We start from the raw sequence: 21,396 nt of genomic DNA on the forward strand, positions 1-21,396 counted from the left end.
CGAGCGACCGCTCGTCAAAAGACGATTGTCTTGTGGCCGTTGAGCATGACGCGAGCTTCAAGATGCAGCTTGACGGCCCGCGCCAGCACGCGGCTTTCAATGTCGCGGCCGACGGCCACGAAATCCTCCGCGCTCATCGCATGGGTGACGCGCTCGGTCTCCTGTTCGATGATCGGGCCTTCGTCGAGATCGGATGTCACGTAATGCGCTGTCGCGCCGATCAGCTTGACGCCGCGGTCGAAGGCCTGGTGATAGGGCTTTGCGCCCTTGAAGCTCGGCAGGAAGGAATGGTGGATGTTGATCGCCCGCCCGTAAAGCCGATCCGAAAGGCCCTTCGAAAACACCTGCATGTAGCGCGCCAGGACGACGAGCTCGGACCCCGTCTCCTGCACGAGATCCAGCAGCTTCTGCTCCTGTTCGGCCTTGTTTTCCCTGGTCGTCTGCCAATGGTGGTAGGGGATATCCTCCATCTCGGCGAAGCGCCGGGCGTCTTCATGATTGGAGACGACGGCGGCGACCTCAGCATTCAGCCAGCCGACCCTGATCTGGTAAAGCAGGTGGAGAAGCGCATGGTCGAATTTCGAGACCATGGCGATGATCTTCGGGCGGCGCGCCTGATCGACCAGCGCGGTCTCCATCCCGAACCGGTCGACGGACGATTCCAGGGCTCGCTCCAGATCGTCCTTCGTCGAGCCTGCCGGGCTGGTGAACGCGATCCGCATGAAAAAGCGATTGCTCTGCCGGTCCCAGAACTGACTGCTTTCGGCAATGTTGGCGCCGTTCGCGGCAAGCTCAGTGGTGACCGCGGCGACGACCCCCGGCCGGTCTTCACACGATAGAGTGAGAATATGAACCGGCTTCACATTGCCAGTTGCAGCATTGCCGTCAGGTTTCACGCGCCGTCGACCCTTTTCATGAACAGACCGAGTTGGTCCGGGTCCATATGCACCACATGTTTGTCTTCGGGATAGGCCAAGCTGTTCACGTCGGCGACATATTCGGAAAAAGCGGCGATGCGTTCCGCCTGCAGGCGGTCATATTCAGCGGCGAAATTGCGGTAGACCTTGGAATGGCGGGGCATGTGGCCGCGGTTCTGGCCAAGGATGTCGTCGGCGAACAGATACTGCGCGTCGCAGCCGGTGCCCGCTCCCATCGACAGCATGATCAGCGACGTCCGTTCCGAAATCGCCTTGGCCACCTCGACCGGCACCACTTCGATCTCGGCGCCGACAGCACCTGCGGCCTCATACTGCTTGACTGCCTCGAAAATCTGCATGGCGCTGTCGGCGGTCTTGCCGACGGCCTTGAAGCCACCGGTCCAGGTCGCGCGGGATGGAATGAGTCCGACATGGCCGATCACCGGTATATTGTCATCGGCCAGCCGTTTGACGGTGGCATAACCAGCGCTGCAATAGACCGCGTCGGCGCTCGCCTTGTAGAGCCGGAACGCCCAGCGCACGAAATCGTCGGCTGTGCCGATCTCGTAGAAATTGTCGCCCGGCATGGTGAACAGGCTGGGTGCGGCATCGCGGTATTGCGGGTTGAGCACCAGCTCCGGCGGCACCGAGACGATATCGATCCCAGCCCTTTCGGCGGCCTCGGCCTCATCCATCGTCAACACGCGCAGCATGGTCAGTTGCCGCTTGCCCTTCATGGCGCGCAGATCGGCGATCGTGGGTCTTTTACGGCTCATCGAGTTTGGTCCCTTTGTTGCGTGAATGGAAGGCCGGTCAGGCGATCTGGATCATCACCTTACCGGCCTCGACCTTGACCGGGTAGGTCACAAGATTGACGCAGACGGGAGCCCCCTTGGCCTGGCCGGTCTTGTAATTGAAGCGGCCATTGTGCTTGGGGCATTCGATGATGTCGTCCATGACAAGCCCGTCGGCCAGATGGGCCTTCTCATGCGTGCAAAACCCGTCGGTGGCGAAGAATTCGTCGTCAGGGGAACGGTAGATCGCGAAGGTGCGGCCGCCATGGTCGAAGCGGATGACATCCTCTTCTTCGACATCGTCCACGGCGCACGCTTCGACCCAATCGGCCATCTCTACTTCTCCTGAATTTTCTGTAATGCGGCGGGTGTGCAGTGCCTATTCCGCCGCCGCTGACATGTTCACCTCGTGGAACTCGCCACGATAGGGCCGCGCCGTCGGCGGCAGCTCACGCTTGAGGAAATAATCCTCATATCTGAGCTGCCTGAGGAGGACCGGCCAAACCTCGCGATAGGCATGCCACATCGACGGGTTCGGCTCCGGCAAATCGTGCTTGATCAACTCATGCAGCCTGGGCAGCGCATGATAGGGCACCATCGGGAACATGTGATGCTCCACATGGTAGTTCATGTTCCAGTAGATGAAGCGGCTAATCGGATTCATGTATACGGTGCGGGTGTTGAGCCGGTGGTCGATCACGTTGTCGGCCAGGCCGATGTGCTGCAGCAGGCCGGTCAGCACCATGTGCCAGGTGCCGTAGAGGCGCGGCACGCCGATGAGCACCAGCGGCACCCACGACCGCATGGTGAGGGCGAGCGCAATCGTGGCGACATAGATGGCGACATGCCAGCGCGCGGCGATGACGGCCTTGTGCTGTTCCATCTCGGGAACGTAGCTTTTCTCGTCGGGCGTGAGCTTGCCGAACGCTTGGCGTACCAGCGCCGGAAGCGAATAGCGAAAATCAAGGATACCGGTGAAAGCGAGCGCTGCGCGCAAAAGGTCCGGCGGGCGCATCACGGCGATCTCGGCATCGCGTCCGACGATGATGGTATCGGTGTGGTGTCTGGCATGGCTCCAGCGCCAGGTCACGGGATTGCGCATCAGCATGAAGCTGGCGATCTGGTAGACCACATCATTCATCCAGCGCGTGCGGAAGGCAGTGCCATGGCCGCATTCATGCCAGCGTGAGTCGCTGGAGGAGCCGTAGAGCACGCCGTAGACGAAGAAGAACGGCACACACCACCAGGTGCCCCAGAAATAGACGCCACCGGCCGCCGAGCCCAGAATGGCGACGATCCAGATGATCGTGTCGCGGATCGCCGGGCCATCCGACCGTTGCATCAGCTCCTTGATTGCCTTGCGGGAGACGTCGGTGTGATACCATTCGGCCGAAGCCAGCCCTGTCTCGATCGCCCTGCGTGTGCTCTCGCCGACCAGGCTGTAGTCGCGCTTCACTGTGCCAGCCATTGTGACCTCCAAATCCTGATGGGCCGCGAGCCCTCCCCGCTCCGACCGGACCCAGCCTCCCAACTGGTGCTTCGCATCGTCCTCGCCATCATCACGACCTGTCTCCGAGCACCGGAAAATTGCCTGACGGCTGCGGATAATCTTGCTGCGGCTGCCTGGCGATGTCAGTGATCCGGCTTTCGGCCGCCGCAATCTCGTCGGCACCGTCAAGGACCCGGAACACCGCATTGTAGGAGCGGCTCTCGCCATGCTCCAGCCAGATCATCTCGCCGCGTTCGCGCGCTGCCAGATTGCCCAGCACATGATGCGTCGACGGCTCGATGCCGAGCGCATAATGTCCGGCCTGGAAATTCTGCCACTCATAGGCGCAAGGCAACTGGTGCTTGCGGGTGACGACTTCGAGACCGAGGCCGAGACGGTCGTTGACCACCGCCACCGGCACGTCGCCGTTGACGTCGGCGCCGAGTTCGTGCTGCCAGACCTGTTCCGTAAAGCCCAGTTGCGGTGCCGGCGCCGTTCGGTAGCCGACCTTCTGCGCCTCATAGCGCTCGCCGGCATGGCCCGCCCAGACGACGTCGCGGATCGGCGCCAGGTAGCGCGAGCCCTCGTCGAGCACCGGATGGCTGACATTGATGTGATAAAAGTACATATGCGGCGTGCGGCCAAAACCGTGATTGACGACGCGGTCCGAAAGCCGGATCTCGTTGGCGCCGACATCGGCCTCGATCCGCCGCAGCAGATGCAGATCCTCGCCGAACACCGTCGACTGCTGGACGATGCCTTCGGCCCACAGCACGCAGCGGTCGCCGTCCCATGTCTCGCCATAGCCGGTCAGGCGCGCCGGGATTGTGCTGACGCGGCCATGCAGCGAATGACGCACCGTCTTCTTCGGTGGATAATTGTAGCTGTCGGCGGGGACCTCGTTCATGAACAATATATGGTCAAGGCCGCAGGTCAGCAGCAGGCCGGAAAACGACCGCGCCCAGGCCAGCCCCTCCTCGCCTTCATATTCGTGCAGCCCGGGATGGCGAAAGCCGCTCGGCGAATGCCAGCCGACCGCCTGGCCCTTGAAATCGCAATCGGCGATGTCGAGCGCCCGGTCGACCAGCGCGGTGAAGCGCAGGCCGGAGCCGGTGCGGAATTCGAGCATGCGGATGCCGCGCTCCACGCCATCGCCAAGCGTCATCAGCCGCACGCCGGCGAATTGCGACAGCATGCCGGACCGTTCCGCGACCTGCCGGCGCGAAAGCGTCTTGCCGTAAAGCTCTACCATGTGACGGCCAGTTCCTTCACTTCGCTCTCGTCTCCTTGAGCAGGGCCGACATGTCGGCGCCGGTGATGATGCTCTCCACCGTCAGCAGGTCGGTATCGGCGACCGTCTGCTCGGCGACGATCTCGCCGCGGCGCATGACGATGATGCGGTCGGCGACCTGGAAGACATGGTGGATATTGTGGGTGATCAAAAGCACCGAATGACCGGCTGCGCGGACCTCCTTGACGAAGCGCAGCACGCCATGTGTTTCCTCGACACCGAGATTGTTGGTCGGCTCGTCGAGGATGATGACCTTGGCGGCGAACTGCATGGCCCGCGAAATGGCGATCGACTGGCGCTCGCCACCCGACAGCGTGCTGACCAGCGCATCGGCGTCGAGCTTTTTCGAGATGCCGACGCGCTTCAAAAGTGCCAAGGCGGCGTCGCGCACGTTGGCGAGGTCGAGCGGCGCGAACACGCCCAACCATTTGAGATTGACCGGCTCGCGACCGAGAAACAGATTGCGCGCGATGCTGAGATCCGGCGCCAGCGACGTATCCTGGTGGATGGTCTCGATGCCGAGATCCATCGCGTCGCGCGTCGAGCGGATGGAGACCTTCTGGCCGCGCACATAGATCTCGCCGCGGTCAACAGGGAACACGCCGGAGATCGCCTTGATCAGGGTGGATTTGCCGGCGCCATTGTCGCCGAGGAGAGCCACCACCTCGCCCTCGTTGAGTGTGAAGGAGGCGCTCTTCAGGGCGCGGACGCTACCGAAGGACTTTTGCAGGTTCTGCAGCCGAAGCACTTCCATGATCAGCTCCTGGCGGCGTTCTTCTGCAGCAAAGCGTGCAGGATGAGCATGGCGAGGATGATGACGCCGACGAAGATGTTGTAGGCGAGCCCCGGCACGCCGATCAGCACGATGCCGTTGCGGATGCTGCGCAGCATCAGCGCGCCGACGATCGTGCCCAGGATCGTGCCGCGCCCGCCGGTCAGCGCCGTGCCGCCGACCACCACCATGGCGATCACTTCGAGTTCGTAGCCGGTGCCGGCCACCGGCGAGGCAGCCGAGATGCGGAAGGCGCTGATCATGCCGGCCAGACCCGCCAGCACCGAGGTCAGGATGAACAGCCAGATCTTGACCGCATCGGCCGGCACGCCGCGCGCCACCGCCGCATTCCGATTGGAGCCGACGGCGCTGATCCAGTTGCCGAGCTTGGCGTAGTGCAGCACGTAGATCGCCAGCAGCGACAGGCCGACGAACCACCACAACGAGGTGTAGAACCGGAATGAGCCGATGTTGAAGCTCCCAGCCAGCAGCGTCACGAAAAAGCCGGGCTGGTCCCAGGATTTCAGCGGGAAGCCTTGTGTGATGTAGAGCGCCGCCCCTCGCACCACAAGCAGCATCGACAGCGTCACCAGGAAGGAGGAGATACCGATCTTGGTGACGATCAATCCGTTGATGGCCCCGATCGCCACGCATAACAACAGCCCGGCAAGCAGCGCCACACCGATATCAACCTGGCCGCTCTGCACCAGAAGCATGACCACGACCGGCGCGAGCCCGAACACGGCACCGACCGAAAGGTCGAATTCGCCCGCCGTCAGAAGCAGCGTCATGCCGAGGGCGATGATGCCGAGCTCGGGCAGGAACGCCATCATGTTGGAGATGTTGAGCGGCGACAGGAAGTTGGCGTCGGCGATAGCGAACGCCGCCAACAGCACGACGAGGATGACGAGCGAGGAGAATTGCGGCGAGCGGATCAGGCTCGACCTGCGCTTGACGCCCGGCATTTCCTCTTCTGCGGCAATTGTCATAACGGTTTGAACCATATCGTGGAGCGACGTCCGCCGCCTGCGCGGCGGACGTCAATTTCCATCACTTGTTGTAGAGTTTCAGGATCGGCTCGACGCTTGTCGCGTCGTAGAGGCTAAAGGTGTGGATGTCGTAGCCGATCGGTTCGCCCGAGGCGGCGAGACCGAGCAGCGCGACCGGCATAAAGCCTTGCGCCGACGGGAACTGCCAGGCGGCCGCGTTGACGAAGCCGGCCTTGACGGCTTCAGCGGTTTCCTTGGAATTGCCCCAGCCGACGACCGGGATCTTGCCGGCCGGCACGCCGGCGCCGTCGAACACCCGCTTGATGCTGGCCGCCACGGAATCGCCGAGTGCGATGATCGCCGGCGGATTGTTGGCCACCATATAGTCGGTCATCTTGGCGATGATGCCGGCTGGATCGGTGCCGCAATCGACCACGTCATATTTGATGCCAAGCGGATCGAAGACGCTGGCGATGCCTTCGGTCTCGAGCTGCTGATAGCTGGCACCCGGCACCTCCACCGGCAGGAACACCTTGTCGCCCTGCTTCACCATCTTGTTGTCGACCAGATACTTGGCCCAGATGACGCCGGCCTCCTTGAGGTCGGCGCCGACATACGCCTGCCGCCCGGTTGCCGGATCATCGGTGTTGAAGAACACGATCGGGATGCCCGCAGCCTTCGCCGCCTTGACCTCCTCGGTCCACAGGCCGGGCTGCGCCGATGTGGTGCCGATACCGTCGGGCTTGGCGGCCAGTGCCGAGTTGAAGGCCTCCTTCTGCGCCGCCATGTCGCCGCCGCTGAAGGAGATCTTGCAGGTCACCTTGAGCTGGTCGCAGGCCTTGGTGGCGCCGGCATTCCAGTCGAGCCAGAATGCATCCGATGGGCCGCCATGCGACAGGAGATAGAACGTCTTCTGGCCGTCCTGTGCGAATGCCGGCGAGCCCAACCCTATCCCTGCCAACAAAGTCGCGGCCGTCGCCAGTTTCAATCCGAATTTCAACATTTCGCTTCCTCCATTATATTTCCTCCCGGTGGAAAGCGCCGCCGCATAGCGGCGACGCAGGACTCCTATCAGAGGCCGTTGGCGCGGAACTTGCCGTCGAGGAATTTCTTGGCGCGCGGCACGTCGTCTTCCGAGAGATGCTCGATGATGACCGGAATGTTCGGGTGCTTTTCGGCAAGCCGCTTGAGATAGAGGTCGTAGTTGAGCGAACCGAGGCCGGGCGCCGGCAGCTCGATCTCGCCGACACCACGGAAAGTGTGGCTCTCCAGCGCGTCCTCGTCGCCGATATCGGCGTGCTTCTCCGACTTGTCGCCGCCCGATCGCTTGACGTCCTTGGCGTGGGCTATTCTGATCTTGTCGGTCAGCGTGTCGAACACTTGGTTCAGGATCTGGTCCATCCTGTCGATGTTATGGGTCTCGAAATAGTTGGTCGGATCCATCAGAAGGCCGAGGCCGGGATGGTCGACCTGCGCGAACATCTTCACCGTCTCCTCGACCGAGCCGACGACATTGTTGACATAGGTTTCGAGCAGGAAGACCGCCCCGTGGTCGTAGGCCGTCTGGGCAAGGTCGGCGATGACCTTACGGCATTCCTCGAAACCTTCCTCGGTCTTGTTCTTGGGATGATGGACCCAGTCGGACTCGGTGTTGTAAGTGCCGGTTTCCGAGATCACGTAGGGCGAGCCGAAATCACGGGCACTGCGGATGATCTCCTTGAGATAGCCGACGCGCTTCTCGCGCTCCGCTCTGTCCGGATGGATGATGTTGGTGTAGCCCGACACGCAGCACACCGGCAGATTGTGGTCGCGGAAGACGTCGCGAACAGCCCGGGCCTTGTCCTTGGTGATCTGCCCGGCCGACAGGTCGACATCCCTGAAATGCAGGTCGAGCTGCACCGTGTTGAAATCGAGCGCGCGGATCTTCTGCGCGGTTTCCTTGAGGCTGTACGGGAAATAGCCCGTGAAAATACCTGCCTGCATCATGATATGAAGTCCTCCCTGTAAGTGATTCAGCTGATTGGGTTTGTCGAGATTTCGGAAAGCTTGACCGTGCGGCCCTCGTCGATCGAGCGGTAGCCGGCTTCGATCAGCGCCATGGTCTTGACGTTGTCGGCGACGGAAAGTGCCGGCGGCTCACCCGTCTTCACCGCGTGCTGGAGCTGCTCCATCACGCCGATGAAGGCATGCGGGAACCACATCGTGCCCCAGCTGGGTGTCACCCATTCGCCGCCAGTGGTTTCGGTCGAAGCATAGGTCAGCGTCGAGGCGGAACCAGTCGGCCAGCCGATCGTGCCCTTGGCGACGCCCTTGGTGCCGTCGACGCGCCAGTTGATGTGCTGGTCGTCCTTGTAGCCCTCCTGGCGCGGGCCGGACCAGACATCCTCCAGCGACACGGCGAGCACGCCGGACGGGAACCGCAGCGTCGAAACGGTGATGCCGTCCGAATGATCGAAGCGGGTGCGCGGATCCTTGCGGGTCAGCGTGGTGATCTCCAGGGGATCACCGAACAGGAAGCGCAGCACGTCGAGGTGGTGGACGCTCATATTGGCGAGCGTCAGCCGATCGTAGTCCTCGAGGAAGCTCTGCCAGTGCGGGATCGCGTGCATGTCGATCTGCGCGAAGACGATGTCGCCGAGCGCGCCGCTGTCCATGATCTGCTTCAGCACGCGCATCGACTGGTCATAGCGCATGTTCTGGTTGACCGAGAGGATCTTGCCGGCCTTGGCCGCCTCGTCGCGCAGCTCGATTGCATCCTTGAGCGACAACGCCAGCGGCTTCTGCGCCAGGATCGCCTTGATGTGCTTCTGCTTCAGCGCGTGCCGGATTAGCGCCGGCTGCTGGTCCGGCGGAAAGGCAAGGTCGATGATCTCGACATTTTCGTCCTCGATCAGTTGTTCAGGCGTGCTGTGGACGGTCGGGATCTCCCAGCGCCTTGCGACCTTCTCGGCGCTGGCTTTGGTCCGCGAGGCGATCGCCACCACCGGAAAGCCGGCATCGTGATAGGCAGCAAGATGGCATTCGGCCATGATCATGCCGGCGCCGACGCAGCCGATTCTATACTCTTTCGTGCGGACCTTCACGTCCGGCTCGAACCCGTTGTTTGCCATCTGATCCTCCCGAAGCTCGTTTCTTGCAGCCGCCGTCATCGTGCCAGCGCTCCGCCGCTTTGCCCGAAATAATGCACTCTGGCCGGCTCACAGGATATCGCCACCATGGCGTCCGGCCTTATGTCCGGCTGGCCACGCAGCAGCGCCCTCAGGCGCGCCTGCCCGGCAGCGAGCGTCACCACGGTGTAGCCGCCAAGCGGCTCGACCTCGAACACCCGCGCCGGGCGGCCCGCGCGCCCATCCGATATTTCCCCATCCAGCCATGGCCGGACCTTGATATCTTCCGGCCTGAGCCCGATCTCGACGGCATCGGCCGGAGCAGCCTTGTCCGCGATACGGATCGCGCCTTCCGCCGCCTCGACGCCGCCCTCGCCGCGCACCGATTTCAAGATATTCATCATCGGCGAGCCGAGCAGCTGCGCCACATAGGTGCTGGCCGGGCGATCATAGATCTCGGCCGGCGCGCCGATCTGCCTGATCTTGCCATCCTCCAGGATGGCAATGCGGTCGGCGACCGACATCGCCTCTTCCTGGTCGTGGGTGACATAGATCAGCGTCTTGCCGAGCTCGCGCTGGATGCGCTTCAGCTCGACGCGCGTCTCCTCGCGCAGCCTGGCATCGAGCGCCGAGATTGGATCGTCCATCAGATAGGCATTGGGATCGCGCACCAGCGCGCGGGCGATCGCCACGCGCTGCCGCTCGCCGCCCGAAAGCTGCGCCGGCGGCTTGTGCAGGATGTGGCCGATATGCAGCTTGGCCGCGACATCGGCGACACGCCTTTCTATATCGGCCTCGGCGACCCGGCGTTCGACCAGGGGAAAACGGACATTGTCGCGCGCGCTCATATGCGGAAACAGCGCCAGGTTCTGGAACACCATGGCGATGTTGCGCTCGGCCGGCGACACGGTGTTGACTGGCCTGCCGCCGATCAGGATTTCACCCGCGTCAGGCGTTTCAAGCCCGAGCACCAGGCGCAGCACCGTCGACTTGCCCGACAGCGGCGGGCCGAAGAAGCAGAAGAACTCATTGTCGTTGACCGTGAACGAGGCGTCATCGACGGCGAGCGTGTTGCCGTAGCGTTTCGTCACATTGCGGAAGACTATATCGGCCATGGTCTTAGCCCACTTTCATGGCAAGGCCGGTGGCGGCGTCGAAGACGCGCACCGACTGCGCGGCAGGCGCGACGACCGCTGTCTGCCCGATCGCCAGCCCGACATCATTGTCGAACACCGCCTTCACTGCGCTCTCGCCCAGGCCGAGATGCACGATGGTGCGCGCGCCGATGCGCTCGACGAAGGTTACCGGCAAGGAGAGCCCCTGGCCGCGTTTGACCAGCGCCGCCTGTTCCGGGCGGAAGCCGTAGAGCACATCGCCCCGCGCGCCCCGCACCGCGGCGGCGATTTTGGCCGGCAGCGGCGGCGTCGCACCGAATGGCCCGAGGTCGACGACCAGGCCCCGGTCGCTTTCCGCTGGCCTGCCCTTGAGCAGGTTCATGCCCGGCGCACCGATGAAGCGGGCGACGAAGACATTGGCCGGATTGTTGTAGACCTCGAGCGGTGTGCCGACCTGCTGAAGCACGCCATGGTCCATCACCGCGATACGGTCGGCCATGGTCATCGCCTCGAGCTGGTCGTGGGTGACATAGACCATAGTCTGCCGGAACTGACGCTGCAGCTGCTTCAGTTCGGTCCGCATCACCGCGCGGAAGGCTGCATCGACATTCGACAGCGGCTCGTCGAGCAGGAAGATCGCCGGCTCCATGATCGCCGAACGGCCGATCGCCACACGCTGCAAGATGTTGACCGACAGCCGGTCGGCCTTGCGGTCGAGCAACGGCGTCAGCTGCAGCATCTCGGCAATGGCGCCGACGCGGCGATCGATCTCGGCCTTTGGCGCGCCGCGCATTTTTGGGCCGTAGGCGAGGTTCTGGCGCACCGTCATATGGGTGAAGATCGCGTAGTTCTGAAAGACGAAGCCGACCCCGCGGCGTCCCATCGGCACGCCGGCCATGTCGCGCTCGCCAAACAGGATCTTGCCACCCGTCGGCTCTTCCATGCCGGCGATCATGTTCATCGTTGTCGACTTGCCGCAGCCGGACGGCCCGAGCAGCGCCATGAACTCGCCATCAGCGATGGCCAAGTCCATCGTCTTCAGCGCGGTGAAGTCGCCGAATTTCTTGACCAGGTTCTGCAGATGGATGGCGCTCATGCCGTCACCTCGCGTGCCCGGGCCATGCGCTTCATGGCAAAGACCGCGGCGATGGACAACACGATCAAGATCGCCAGCGCGATCGCCGCGACATAGCCCCAGATCAGGTCCTGCGTGGTGAGCTTGTAGATGTAGACGGAGATCGTCTCGGTGGCGACACCGGGGCCGCCGCCGGTCATGATGTAGAGCGTGTCGAATATCTTGAAGTTCTCGATCATCCTGATCGCCAGCGCGATGATTATGATAGTCTTCATCTTCGGCAGCACGATGGTGACGAAGCGCTGCCAGGGATTGGCGCCGAGCAGCGTCGCCGCCTTGATCTGGTCCTCGGGCACGCCGACCAGGCCGGCAAGCAGGATGAGGAACATCAGCGGCGTCCACTGCCAGATGTCGGCAACCATGACGGCGATGAGCGCCAGCGTCGGGTCCGAAAGCCAGGCGATGGTGACGGGAAAGCCTGATATCGCCGACAGGATGTCGTTCACCGGACCGCCCGACTGGAACAGCATGAAGAACATGTAGCCGGCCACCGCCGGCACCACCATCATCGGCATCAACAGGATCGAGTAGAAGATCCGTTTGCCCGGAAACTCGTCGGCAAACAGCGTGGCGAGCGCCAAGCCCAGCAGGAATTCCGCCGGCACGCAGATGATCATGACAACGGCCGTGCGCTTCAGCGCGCTCCAGAAGCGCGCATCGGCAGCAAGGTCGGTGTAATTGGCGAAATTGTTCCATAGCGACCAGGCGCTCCACCAGCCGAGGCCCGAAAGCGGTGACCAGTCGGTCAGGCTGATGTACAGCTGCATCAACAGCGGGAAGACCGCGATGAACAGCACCAGGATCTGCGCCGGCAATGTCAGCCGGAAGCCGAGCTTTGCGCCTTCGTCCCGCAAGGCTGGCTTTGCCTGGACGGTCTTCATCACGTCCTCCGAAATCGTCGCAGTCACCGCGCTCATTGCTTGAGCGCCCCGAACGTCAGCCCGCGCACCAGATGACGCTGGATGGCGATGCCCATGATGACCGGCGGCACCGCGGCGATCAGACCGAGCGCGGCCTTGGCGCCATAGAGCTGTCCGGTCATCGAGGAGGAGAGCGACGCCATGTAGACGGGAACCGTCACCCATTCGCGCGTCGTCAGAAGCAGCGCGATCAGATAGTCCGACCAGTTGAGGATGAAGACAAACAGCGCGGCGCTGGCCAGCGGCGCGCGCATCATCGGTAGTGTGATGCGGGTGAAGACTCGCAACCGCGAACAGCCCTCGACCAGTGCTGCCTCCTCGATCTCGCGCGGCATGTCGTCGAAGAAGGTCTTCATCAGCCAGAAGGCAAAAGGCAGCGTGACGATGCCGTAGATCAGCGACAGCCCCCACCAGCTGTCGGTGAAGTTGAGGAAGGCCCACATGATCATCACCGGGGTCATGACCGCCATGGGCGGAAACAGGCGAAGCTGGATCAGTGCCAGCGGCAGGTTCTGGCCCGAGCCGAAGCGCGATAGCCCGTAGGCCGCCGCAGTGCCCGCTGACATGGCGATCGCCGTCCCGAATACCGCCGACAGCAGCGACGACAGGATCGGCTTCAGGGCGGTGCGGTCGAGCGCGACGATCAGATTGTTGGTCGATTCACCAAAGACGAAGCGGAAATTGCTGAGTGTCGGGTTCTTCGGCCACCAAGTCAGGTCAGCGCCGGTCGCCGACCATTCGGCGATCGGCTTGAAGGCCATCGACACCATCCACAGGATCGGAACCAGCGTCACCGCCATTGCCGCTGATATTGCGGCATAGCGGAATATCGCGAAGGGAATTGAACGCTTCATCTTGCAGCTTTGCTGGTACCATCGTTTGCGGAGGGGAAGAGCAACTCCTCCCCTCCCTTGGCGCGATCCTGGGAGGATCAGCTGATCGGATCGAGAACGGTGGGCCATGCCTCCTTGTTGGTCTTGATGGCTTCGAGAAGCTTCTCCTCGCCGGTCCGGCGCGCGATCTTCTTCCACTCGGCCTCGGTGTCGGCCATCGCCTGCTCGGCGGTCTTTGCCTTGGTCAACGCGGCGACGAGGTTCTCGTCCAGCGCATTGTGGAAGGCGGTGGCACCGGGGTAGTTGATGGTCGGCACGGTGCGGGCGACCGTCTCGCGCACCACATCCATGTGGTAGGCGTGGTAGGTCTGGCGGACCAGCGGGTCGGAGAAATCCGACAGGCGGAACGGATCGAAATAGCCACCCGGATTGGCGGTCATCCAGGCGTAGATGCGGCTCGATCCGAGCCATTGCAGGAACAGGTAGCAGGCCTCCGGATTCTTGGCCTGCGAGGAGACCGAAGCCGACAGATTGAGCCAAAGCACCGAACGGCTGATCAGCTTGCCGTCGATCTCGCGGCCCGGCGGCAGCATCGAGCCGATCTTGCCGGTGACAGCTGAATCCTTGTTGCCGGCATTGTCGAGGAATTTCGGCAGGTTGGAGAAGGCGCAGGTCATGGCGGCACCGCCCTTGGCAAAATTGCCGTACTGTTCCGGCCAGCCCCACGAGATCGCATCCGGCGAGTGATGGGCCAGCGATGCAATGTACTCGTTGGTCGCAGCAATGCCTTGCTCGGAATTGATCAGCGGATTACCGGTGTCGTCGAACAGGAACTGGTTGGGCGAAGCCATTGAGACATAACGCTGATACCAGTTGGTGTAGCCCCAGCCCTGGTTGCGCAGATCGGTCGAGCCGAACAGGCCCTTGTCCGGGCGCTGGAAGAAGGCCGCGACCTCGTCATGCTGCTTCCAGGTCTTCGGCGGCGCCAACTCGTAGCCATGCTTGTCGGAGAAGGCTTTCTTCTCGGCCGTGTCGCCGAACAGATCGGTGCGGTAGACCCAGGTCTGGAAATCGCCATCCAGCGAAACGCCATAGGTCGAGCCGCGATACTGGTTGAGCAGCGACACGCCCTTAGCGCCGTTAACATAGCCGCGCTCGGGGTCGTCCCATTCGGGCTTATGCTGGGCGACGAAGTCGTCGAGCTTCAGGATGCCGCCGGTTTCGGCGAGGTCGCCGAGGCGGTTCCACTCGACCGCATAGATGTCATAGGCCCCACCCTTGGTGGAGATGTCCTGCATCGTCTTGGTGAATTCCTGGCCATTCGGCACGCCGACGATTTCGAGCGGAATGCCGGTTTCCTTTTCCCACAGATCCTTGATCGACGGCGCGCCGGCGGGAAACGGCTGCGTCAGCTGGCCGATCGAGCCGTCGGACAGGCCGAGCACAATCTTGGCCGGCGCCTTGCCGGCACCCTTCATCGCCTTGGCCGCCTCGATGGCGCGGCCTTCCGGCGTATCTGGGCCATACTGATAGCGCTCCGAGCCGTCGAAGCCCGTGGGGCCGCCGATCATGCCCGGCGCGAGTGCGTCGGCGGCGTAGGCGCGGCTGGGACGGATGAATTTTGGCGCGATACCTGCTGCGGCAACAAGCACTGCCGCCTTTCCACCGGACGCCAGCAAACGGCGCCGCGACATGCGGATCAAATTCGACATTGGAAATCCTCCCTCGGGCCTTGTTCCTCCATGGCCCTCGTGATGGATATTGACGGCACTGGGATAAGGCTGTCAACATCATAAATAATCAAAACACGTCATAACATCGCAATCGAGGAGGAAAAATGCATTCTGCTGAGATCACCATACAGCATCCGATGCTTGCATTTGAGGGAATCATGCACCACGCCAGCAAGTTGTGGTCCGCCCAGGCGATTTGGTGTAGCGCGCCGGCTTGCGCATCGGCTAAGGCCGGATACATCATTTCCCATCAGAATCGCGGATGGCAATGAAATCATCGTCCGGCATCCGTCCGTTAAAATCCGTGATTTTGATGCGCCCGTAGCGCCCTAGCATGAGGTGATCGACTGTGCGGTCCACGCTGACAGACATAGCCCGGGAAGCCGGTGTTTCCGCCGCCACGGTCGACCGTGTGCTCAACAACCGCGCCGGCGTCAGGGCGCGCACCCGCGAAGTCGTGCTCGAAACGGCGCAGCGGTTAGGCTACATCGCCGAAAATTCGAACAGCCCGAACTCACGTACGGCGCTGCCCGGCGATGTCATGCGGCTCGACTTCGCGCTGCCCGCCGGCACCAATTCCTTCATCAAGATGCTGCACCGGCATATCGAGGCGCAGGCGCAGGCGCGGCCCGATCTCGACGTGCGCGTCGCCACGATTGAAGGCTTCAATCCCGACCGGCTCGCCCGCCTGCTGCAGGACCTGCATGGCCAGACGCAAGGCGTCGGCGTCATTGCGCTCGACCATCCGACCGTCCGCGAAGCGATCCGCTCGCTGTCGGCCAGCGGCGTCAAGGTCGTCACCATCGCGTCCGACATCCTGCACGTGCCGAGGGTTGCCTATATCGGCATCGACAATCGTGCCGCCGGCCGCCTCGCCGGCTATCTGCTCAACCGCTTCATGGGCACTGATCGTCCGGGCAAGGTCGCGTTGTTCGCCGGCTCGCTCTCCTATCGCGGCCACGAGGAGCGCGAGATGGGCTTCCGCCACATCCTGACGGAGGAATCGCCCAATTTGCAGATCGTCGAGATGCGCGAAATGCTCGACGACCGGGAAAAGGCCTATTCAGAGGCCTCCGCGCTGCTGGACCGGCATCCGGATCTGGCCGCGATCTACAATGTCGGCGCCGGCAACACCGGCATCGCCAGGGCGCTGAAGGAGCGCGGGCGCGCGCTATCGACCGTGTTTCTCGGCCACGAGGTGACGGAAGGCACCAAAGAGCTTCTACTCGACGGAACGCTCGACGCGGTCATCGACCAGAACCCGCGCGTCGAGGCCCGCGAAGCACTGAACACTTTGAGCCACGCGGTCAGGGGCTTGCCTTACGAACTGCACCAGCCGCGCTTGCAGGTGATCTTCAGGGAAAGCATCCCGGAGATCTGAACGGAACCTCAGGGATGAGAGAGAGGCCGCGCGGGCTGGCGCAGCCCCGCAGCATTTTCAACTAAGTCTACTGGACGGCGGCGACTTCCGTATAAGCACCATCGACAAAGCTCTTGTCGACCCATTTGCTATAATCGATCGAGCCTTTCAAAAGCCCGGCGCCGGCCATGAACTTCTCCTCGCCCTTGAGCGCCGCGATCGCATCGTCGGTGAGCTTCGGATCCTGGTAGAACAGGCCCTGGCTGTAGGTCTTGCGGACGGATTTTTCCGACGATTTGGTCGCCTCGACGAAGGTCTTGATCGTCTCGTCGGGATGCGCGTCGGCCCAGCGCGAAATCTCGATATCGACCTTCAGCAGCCGCTTGACGAGATCGGGGTATTTCGCCGCGAAGGCGCCGTTGACGGAGATGACGTTCGGCACGTTCCATTCCGGATGCGTGCTGGTGTCGTAGAGCACGCGGGCCTCGCCGGTGTCGACCAGCTTGGCCGCCGTCGAGTCAGTCTCGACAATGGCATCGATGTCATCGCGCAGCAGTGAGGGCCCTGACGCCTCGAAGGGTAGGTTCAGCCCTTCGATGTCGCTGGTCGTCAGGCCGACGCTGTTCAGCGCCTTGCTGAAATTCGAATGCCGTACCGTGCCGGTGAGATAAGCGACCTTCTTGCCCTTCAGATCCTGCAGCGTCTTTAGCGGCGAGTCGGTCTTGACGATGATGGAGGAGCCGCCTGCCTTCACATAGCTCGACACGCCGATGAGCTTGACGTCGGCGCCGGACGCGGCGACGCGCAGCGCTGGATTGTTGCCGGTATAGGTGACCTCGATCGCTCCGGTCGCCAATGCGGTGGTCGCCTCCGAGCCGCCGTTGAAGGTAACCAGTTCGACCTTGATGCCGTCCTTGGCGAATTCCTTTTCCCACCAGCCATGCTGCTGGGCGAGGATGAATTTGAGATGCCCCGGTGCGGTGCTGCCGATGCGGATGACCTCGGGCTTGTCCTGCGCGAAGCCAGGCACGACAAAGATAGAGGCGCCGACGAGGCCGACGGCCGCGGCTATGGCGCCCTGCAAGAGCAATCGGCGTAATGCACTGAAAGAAATCCTGGACATCTGAAATTCCTTCCTGATTGGCATGAACTGCTTGGTTGGTTCAAATCATTGAGGCTTCCGACTGGCCCTTCCAGGCAGTTGCCCAGCGCTCGAACCAGACGAGCAGATAGTTGACGACAAGGCCGATGACGGTGAGCGTCAGAATGCCGGCATACATGTCGGCCGTTTCCATCATCAGTTGCGAGTTCTGGATGAGAAAGCCGAGACCGGATTTGGCGGCCAGCATCTCGGCGCCGATCACCGCGAACAGCGAAGATTTCACGCCGAGCCGCGCGCCGGCGACGATCGAGGGAATGCTGGCCGGCAGGATGATCTTCCGGAACAGGTCGAAGTCGGACGTGCCCATCGAGCGCGCCGCCTTGATCAGCAGCGGATCGACCGACTTGACGCCGCTGATCGTGTTGACCAGCAGGAAAAACACCGAGGAGTAGAAGGTGATCGCCACCTTCGATTCCTCGCCGATGCCGAGCAGAAGGATGAACACCGGCAGCAGCGCGAATTGCGAGGTGTTGCGCAGCGTCTGCACCAAAAGATCGGAGACCTTTTCGAACAGCGAATAGCGCCCCATCAGCAGGCCGAGCGGGATGGCAACGACCACGCCCAGCGCGAAACCGATCGCCGCGCGCTGCAGGCTGATGCCGATATGCTCGACCAGCACGCCGGAGGCGAGCAGATCCCACCACGCGACCAGCACCTCGCTCAGCGGCGGGAAAAAGATGCGGTTCAGCCAGCCGAGCCGTGGCGCGATTTCCCAGGTGAGAAAGAACAGGCCAAGCAGCGGCAGGCCGTAGATGAACGTGCCGAAGCCGGCTCCTCTCCTGCGCCTGACGGCCGGGGTAGCGCTGCGGGCCTTGATTGCCGGGACCCTGGCGGCGGCCACCGCTTCACCGGCTCCGGCAAACGATTGAAAGCCGCCGGCAGGGCCGAACTTTTCGGTCAGATAGGCCATGCCAAACTCCTCAGTGGCTGAACGCCGGCGACAGCGTCCAGTCCTTTTGCGCCTTGTTGACTTCGTCGCGCAGCACTTCCCAGACGCGGGCGCGGTGATTGTTGAAGGCCGCACTTGCGCGGATATCGCCGTCGCGCGGCCGCGGCAGGTCGATGTCGATGATCTCCTTCACCGTGCCCGGGCGTGCTGTCATGACGACGACCCGATCGGCCAGGAAAATCGCCTCGTCGATCGAATGGGTGACGAAGATCACGGTGGTCTTGATCTTGCCCCAGATCCTGAGCAGCTCGCCTTGCAATATCTCGCGCGTCTGCTGGTCGAGGGCGGCGAACGGCTCGTCCATCAACAGCACTTCCGGATTGCTGGCGAGTGCCCGGGCGATCGCCACGCGCTGCTGCATGCCGCCGGAAAGCTGGTTGGGGAAGCGGTCCTCGAAACCGGCAAGGCCGAACAGCGACAGAAGATGGCGGGCCGTGGCGGTGCGCTCTGATTTGGGCACGCCGCGCACTTCCAGCGCATATTCGATATTGGCCAGCGCCGTGCGCCACGGAAACAGCGCATATTGCTGGAACACATAGCCGGTCTTCGGGTCCGGCCTGGTGATCCGCCTGCCATCGAGCTGGACACCGCCACTGGTCGCCGACGTAAGCCCGCCGATGATATCGAGCAGCACCGATTTGCCCGACCCGCTCGGCCCGACCAGCGTGATGAACTCGCCCTTGCGTATGGCGAGATCGACGCCGTCGAGCACGGTGACGCGGTCGGTCGCCTCGCCATCGACGGTGATGGATTGTCCCGGCTTGAGCTGAAAAGTCTTCTTGATGTCGCTGACGACGATGCGATCCATGTCTGTCTCCGATCGTTTCACTGCGCCACGCGGATGCGGTGCGTCGGGTCGAGCTGCGAGCCGCCGGCCTTGCCGCGCTTCCAGCCGAGCGCACGGGCATAGCCGCCGAACAAATGACGTGCCTCGACCTCCGCCTCGCTGATGCCGGTCGGACCTTCGGCGACCTCGGCCACGTAGAGCGCATCGGTCGGGCAGTAGATTTCGCAGAGAAAGCAGGTCTGGCAGTCTTCCTGCCGCGCGACCACCGGCACGCCGCCCGTCGCGTCGAAGACATTGGCCGGGCAGACCTTGACGCAGATGTCGCATTCGACGCACCGCGTGGCCGAGACGATCTCGATCATGACGCCAGCTCCGCCAACCGTTCGGGCGCCCCAGCGATACGGAAATCATCGACGCCGGTGATTACCAGCCGGTGCGCGAAGGCGGGGTTCTTGCCCGGCAGATCGGTGCGGCGATGCATGCCGCGGCTCTCGTTGCGATAACGTGCGGCAGCGATCGACCAGCGCCCGGCGGCAGCAATCGACGCGGCTTCGCGCGTGCGGATCCGCTCCAGTCCCTCGCCTTGCAGGTGATCACGCACGTCGCGCCACAGCGTCTCAAGCCGCTCGCCGCTCTTTTCCAGGCCGGTGTCGCTGCGGAAGAAATTCTTGTCGAGCGGTGTGACCTCATTGCGCACGGCTTCTATCACCTCGCCTGCGAAAACATCGGCACGCGGCGAAGCCGCCGGCCGCAGACCGGCCTGGCCGAGCGGCTGCACCTCGCTGCGGAACGCCTTGCCGCCGCGGCGCCTGGCGTGGGTCGAGGCACCCTTGCCCGCCCACCAGCCGCTGGCCAGCGCCCAAGACGAGTTGACAGCACCGCCGCCCGACACCGCACCGGTCATGATCTCGCGGCTGGCCGCATCGCCGGCAGCGTACAGGCCGGGCACGCCGGTGGCGCAGTCGTCGGAGACGATGTCGATGCCGCCGGTGCCGCGCACCGTGCCTTCGGCGCGCAGCGTGATGCGGAACAGGTCTCTGAAGGGATCGATGCCGGCGCGGTCATAGGGCACGAAGCAATTCGGCTGTCCCTGGCGCAGCCAACCCTGCAGCGCGGGTTCGGCCTGATCGAGCCGTGCATAGAGCGGCCCCTCGATCAGCGCACGCGCCACTTCCTCCTCACGGTCGCCGATGCCGTTGCGGAGCGGCTCGCCGGTCGGGCCGAGGATCGCGGATCCGTCCTCGCGGTGGAACGAGGCCCAGCGGAACGGCAGGCCCTTGTTCAGCGACGAGCCTTGCGGCGCCAGCGTGTACTTGCCGGTGAATTCCATGCCCGAAAGGCTGGCGCCGGCTTCCGCCGCCATCAGATAGCCGTCACCGGTCAGCCCGGTCGAACCGAGGATGCGTTCGCGGAAGGCGCAGCCGCCGGTTGCCAGCACGACCGCCCTGGCATCGACGCGCCAGTCGCGCTCGACCTGGCGGCCGACCCCGGCCGCACCGACGATCGCATCGCCGTCGGACAGGAGTTCGAGCGCCGGATGATGATCGAGCACGGTGACGCCGGCCAGAAGCACCCGGCGGCGCATGAAGCGCATATAGTCCGGCCCGCGCAGATTGGCGATGTAGAGCCGCCCGTCATCCTCGCTCGGAAACGGATAGCCCCACTCAGAAAGTTGCAGCAGGTTGCGGTAGGCGGTGTCGACGCAGCGCAGCATCCAGCGCTGGTCGGCAAGCTCGCCGGTGCGCTGCCAGCGCCGCTCGACCACCGCATGCCTGTTGTCGCCCGGCGGCACGCACCAGGTGCCGGTGTTCGACGGCGCCGTGGCGCCGCTGGTGCCGAGATAACCCTTGTCGGCCAACACCACGGTCGCACCGTTCTCAGCCGCGGCGACCGCCGCCCAGGCGGCCGACGGACCACCGCCCAGCACCAGCACATCGGCTGCGAGGTGCAGCCTTTCGGGAGCGGATCGGACGGCTCTGGCAGTCTTCGGCATGATCACTCACGGAAAGGGGAATTGGTGGCCGGCCGAGGGCGGCAGGTTCG

The 21,396-nt window shown here is 63.3% G+C and carries 21 protein-coding genes; 1 reads left to right on the plus strand and 20 read right to left on the minus strand.

The window, feature by feature from the left end; translation table 11 throughout:
- Positions 1–14: 14 nt before the first annotated feature.
- The 15 genes from purU to RPG13_RS25185 form a co-directional block, all read right to left on the minus strand.
- A complete protein-coding gene (gene purU, locus RPG13_RS25115) occupies positions 15–896 on the minus strand; it encodes a formyltetrahydrofolate deformylase (protein ID WP_337126265.1) in 882 nt (293 codons plus the stop codon).
- Entirely contained in the window at positions 893–1,693 is an 801-nt protein-coding gene (locus tag RPG13_RS25120) for a 3-methyl-2-oxobutanoate hydroxymethyltransferase (RefSeq protein WP_095482635.1), read from the minus strand. Before RPG13_RS25120 ends, purU begins: the two co-directional genes overlap by 4 nt.
- 37 nt (positions 1,694–1,730) lie before the next feature.
- A complete protein-coding gene (locus tag RPG13_RS25125) occupies positions 1,731–2,045 on the minus strand; it encodes a MocE family 2Fe-2S type ferredoxin (protein ID WP_095482636.1) in 315 nt (104 codons plus the stop codon).
- 45 nt (positions 2,046–2,090) lie between these two features.
- The gene (locus RPG13_RS25130; RefSeq protein ID WP_095482637.1) at positions 2,091–3,179 is read right to left on the minus strand and encodes a fatty acid desaturase family protein; all 1,089 of its coding nucleotides are present in this window, start codon (positions 3,177–3,179) and stop codon (positions 2,091–2,093) included.
- Between the two features lie 91 nt (positions 3,180–3,270).
- Positions 3,271–4,452, minus strand: a complete 1,182-nt coding sequence (locus RPG13_RS25135) for an aldose 1-epimerase family protein (protein WP_337126266.1) — start codon at positions 4,450–4,452, stop codon at positions 3,271–3,273.
- 16 nt (positions 4,453–4,468) lie between these two features.
- The gene (locus RPG13_RS25140; RefSeq protein WP_442921395.1) at positions 4,469–5,251 is read right to left on the minus strand and encodes an ATP-binding cassette domain-containing protein; all 783 of its coding nucleotides are present in this window, start codon (positions 5,249–5,251) and stop codon (positions 4,469–4,471) included.
- Positions 5,248–6,252 carry an ABC transporter permease gene (locus RPG13_RS25145; protein ID WP_245457993.1) on the minus strand — a complete coding sequence of 335 codons (1,005 nt, stop codon included), beginning with the start codon at positions 6,250–6,252 and terminating at the stop codon, positions 5,248–5,250. Before RPG13_RS25145 ends, RPG13_RS25140 begins: the two co-directional genes overlap by 4 nt.
- A 61-nt stretch (positions 6,253–6,313) precedes the next feature.
- Positions 6,314–7,255, minus strand: a complete 942-nt coding sequence (locus RPG13_RS25150) for a sugar ABC transporter substrate-binding protein (protein ID WP_095482641.1) — start codon at positions 7,253–7,255, stop codon at positions 6,314–6,316.
- A gap of 68 nt (positions 7,256–7,323) precedes the next feature.
- The gene (locus tag RPG13_RS25155) at positions 7,324–8,238 is read right to left on the minus strand and encodes a sugar phosphate isomerase/epimerase family protein (RefSeq protein ID WP_337126268.1); all 915 of its coding nucleotides are present in this window, start codon (positions 8,236–8,238) and stop codon (positions 7,324–7,326) included.
- Positions 8,239–8,264: 26 nt separating this feature from the next.
- The gene (locus tag RPG13_RS25160; RefSeq protein WP_337126269.1) at positions 8,265–9,362 is read right to left on the minus strand and encodes a Gfo/Idh/MocA family protein; all 1,098 of its coding nucleotides are present in this window, start codon (positions 9,360–9,362) and stop codon (positions 8,265–8,267) included.
- Positions 9,363–9,397: 35 nt separating this feature from the next.
- Positions 9,398–10,474 carry an ABC transporter ATP-binding protein gene (locus RPG13_RS25165; RefSeq protein WP_127293444.1) on the minus strand — a complete coding sequence of 359 codons (1,077 nt, stop codon included), beginning with the start codon at positions 10,472–10,474 and terminating at the stop codon, positions 9,398–9,400.
- Positions 10,475–10,478: 4 nt separating this feature from the next.
- Complete coding sequence (locus RPG13_RS25170; RefSeq protein ID WP_127293442.1) at positions 10,479–11,570, minus strand: ABC transporter ATP-binding protein; 1,092 nt, start codon at positions 11,568–11,570, stop codon at positions 10,479–10,481.
- On the minus strand, positions 11,567–12,526 hold the full coding sequence (locus tag RPG13_RS25175) for a carbohydrate ABC transporter permease (protein WP_127293440.1): 960 nt from the start codon (positions 12,524–12,526) through the stop codon (positions 11,567–11,569). The genes RPG13_RS25170 and RPG13_RS25175 overlap by 4 nt, the downstream gene beginning before the upstream one ends.
- Positions 12,523–13,383, minus strand: a complete 861-nt coding sequence (locus RPG13_RS25180; protein WP_127293438.1) for a carbohydrate ABC transporter permease — start codon at positions 13,381–13,383, stop codon at positions 12,523–12,525. Before RPG13_RS25180 ends, RPG13_RS25175 begins: the two co-directional genes overlap by 4 nt.
- Positions 13,384–13,460: 77 nt before the next feature.
- The gene (locus RPG13_RS25185) at positions 13,461–15,074 is read right to left on the minus strand and encodes an extracellular solute-binding protein (protein WP_337126270.1); all 1,614 of its coding nucleotides are present in this window, start codon (positions 15,072–15,074) and stop codon (positions 13,461–13,463) included.
- A 370-nt stretch (positions 15,075–15,444) separates the two neighbouring features.
- Here RPG13_RS25185 and RPG13_RS25190 point away from each other — a divergent pair, with 370 nt between their 5' ends.
- Positions 15,445–16,476 (plus strand): LacI family DNA-binding transcriptional regulator, encoded by a 1,032-nt coding sequence (locus RPG13_RS25190; protein WP_095482648.1) that lies wholly within the window; start codon positions 15,445–15,447, stop codon positions 16,474–16,476.
- Positions 16,477–16,543: 67 nt separating this feature from the next.
- On the opposite strand, the gene RPG13_RS25195 is transcribed toward RPG13_RS25190, so the two are convergent.
- Genes RPG13_RS25195 through RPG13_RS25215 form a run of 5 tightly spaced genes read right to left on the minus strand, consistent with a single transcriptional unit; the run spans position 16,544 to position 21,346 of the window.
- Positions 16,544–17,578 carry an aliphatic sulfonate ABC transporter substrate-binding protein gene (locus RPG13_RS25195; protein WP_127293434.1) on the minus strand — a complete coding sequence of 345 codons (1,035 nt, stop codon included), beginning with the start codon at positions 17,576–17,578 and terminating at the stop codon, positions 16,544–16,546.
- 40 nt (positions 17,579–17,618) lie between these two features.
- On the minus strand, positions 17,619–18,527 hold the full coding sequence (locus RPG13_RS25200; RefSeq protein ID WP_127293432.1) for an ABC transporter permease: 909 nt from the start codon (positions 18,525–18,527) through the stop codon (positions 17,619–17,621).
- Between the two features lie 10 nt (positions 18,528–18,537).
- Positions 18,538–19,374, minus strand: a complete 837-nt coding sequence (locus RPG13_RS25205; protein WP_127293430.1) for an ABC transporter ATP-binding protein — start codon at positions 19,372–19,374, stop codon at positions 18,538–18,540.
- Positions 19,375–19,391: 17 nt separating this feature from the next.
- Positions 19,392–19,715, minus strand: coding sequence for a 4Fe-4S dicluster domain-containing protein (locus RPG13_RS25210; protein ID WP_126105794.1), 324 nt, complete (start codon positions 19,713–19,715; stop codon positions 19,392–19,394).
- On the minus strand, positions 19,712–21,346 hold the full coding sequence (locus RPG13_RS25215; protein WP_337126271.1) for an FAD-binding protein: 1,635 nt from the start codon (positions 21,344–21,346) through the stop codon (positions 19,712–19,714). Before RPG13_RS25215 ends, RPG13_RS25210 begins: the two co-directional genes overlap by 4 nt.
- Between the last annotated feature and the right edge of the window lie 50 nt (positions 21,347–21,396).

The sequence above is a fragment of the Mesorhizobium sp. ISC15 genome (assembly GCF_037162615.1).
Taxonomy (GTDB): Bacteria; Pseudomonadota; Alphaproteobacteria; order Rhizobiales; family Rhizobiaceae; genus Mesorhizobium; species Mesorhizobium mediterraneum.

Coding starts and splice junctions, on each gene's coding strand:
- RPG13_RS25120 (WP_095482635.1), bottom strand. CDS start 1,693: ATGAGCCGTAAAAGACCCACGATCGCCGATCTGCGCGCCATGAAGGGC.
- RPG13_RS25125 (WP_095482636.1), bottom strand. CDS start 2,045: ATGGCCGATTGGGTCGAAGCGTGCGCCGTGGACGATGTCGAAGAAGAG.
- RPG13_RS25130 (WP_095482637.1), bottom strand. CDS start 3,179: ATGGCTGGCACAGTGAAGCGCGACTACAGCCTGGTCGGCGAGAGCACA.
- RPG13_RS25135 (WP_337126266.1), bottom strand. CDS start 4,452: ATGGTAGAGCTTTACGGCAAGACGCTTTCGCGCCGGCAGGTCGCGGAA.
- RPG13_RS25145 (WP_245457993.1), bottom strand. CDS start 6,252: ATGACAATTGCCGCAGAAGAGGAAATGCCGGGCGTCAAGCGCAGGTCG.
- RPG13_RS25150 (WP_095482641.1), bottom strand. CDS start 7,255: ATGTTGAAATTCGGATTGAAACTGGCGACGGCCGCGACTTTGTTGGCA.
- RPG13_RS25155 (WP_337126268.1), bottom strand. CDS start 8,238: ATGATGCAGGCAGGTATTTTCACGGGCTATTTCCCGTACAGCCTCAAG.
- RPG13_RS25160 (WP_337126269.1), bottom strand. CDS start 9,362: ATGGCAAACAACGGGTTCGAGCCGGACGTGAAGGTCCGCACGAAAGAG.
- RPG13_RS25165 (WP_127293444.1), bottom strand. CDS start 10,474: ATGGCCGATATAGTCTTCCGCAATGTGACGAAACGCTACGGCAACACG.
- RPG13_RS25170 (WP_127293442.1), bottom strand. CDS start 11,570: ATGAGCGCCATCCATCTGCAGAACCTGGTCAAGAAATTCGGCGACTTC.
- RPG13_RS25175 (WP_127293440.1), bottom strand. CDS start 12,526: ATGAGCGCGGTGACTGCGACGATTTCGGAGGACGTGATGAAGACCGTC.
- RPG13_RS25180 (WP_127293438.1), bottom strand. CDS start 13,383: ATGAAGCGTTCAATTCCCTTCGCGATATTCCGCTATGCCGCAATATCA.
- RPG13_RS25185 (WP_337126270.1), bottom strand. CDS start 15,074: ATGTCGAATTTGATCCGCATGTCGCGGCGCCGTTTGCTGGCGTCCGGT.
- RPG13_RS25195 (WP_127293434.1), bottom strand. CDS start 17,578: ATGTCCAGGATTTCTTTCAGTGCATTACGCCGATTGCTCTTGCAGGGC.
- RPG13_RS25200 (WP_127293432.1), bottom strand. CDS start 18,527: ATGGCCTATCTGACCGAAAAGTTCGGCCCTGCCGGCGGCTTTCAATCG.
- RPG13_RS25205 (WP_127293430.1), bottom strand. CDS start 19,374: ATGGATCGCATCGTCGTCAGCGACATCAAGAAGACTTTTCAGCTCAAG.
- RPG13_RS25210 (WP_126105794.1), bottom strand. CDS start 19,715: ATGATCGAGATCGTCTCGGCCACGCGGTGCGTCGAATGCGACATCTGC.
- RPG13_RS25215 (WP_337126271.1), bottom strand. CDS start 21,346: ATGCCGAAGACTGCCAGAGCCGTCCGATCCGCTCCCGAAAGGCTGCAC.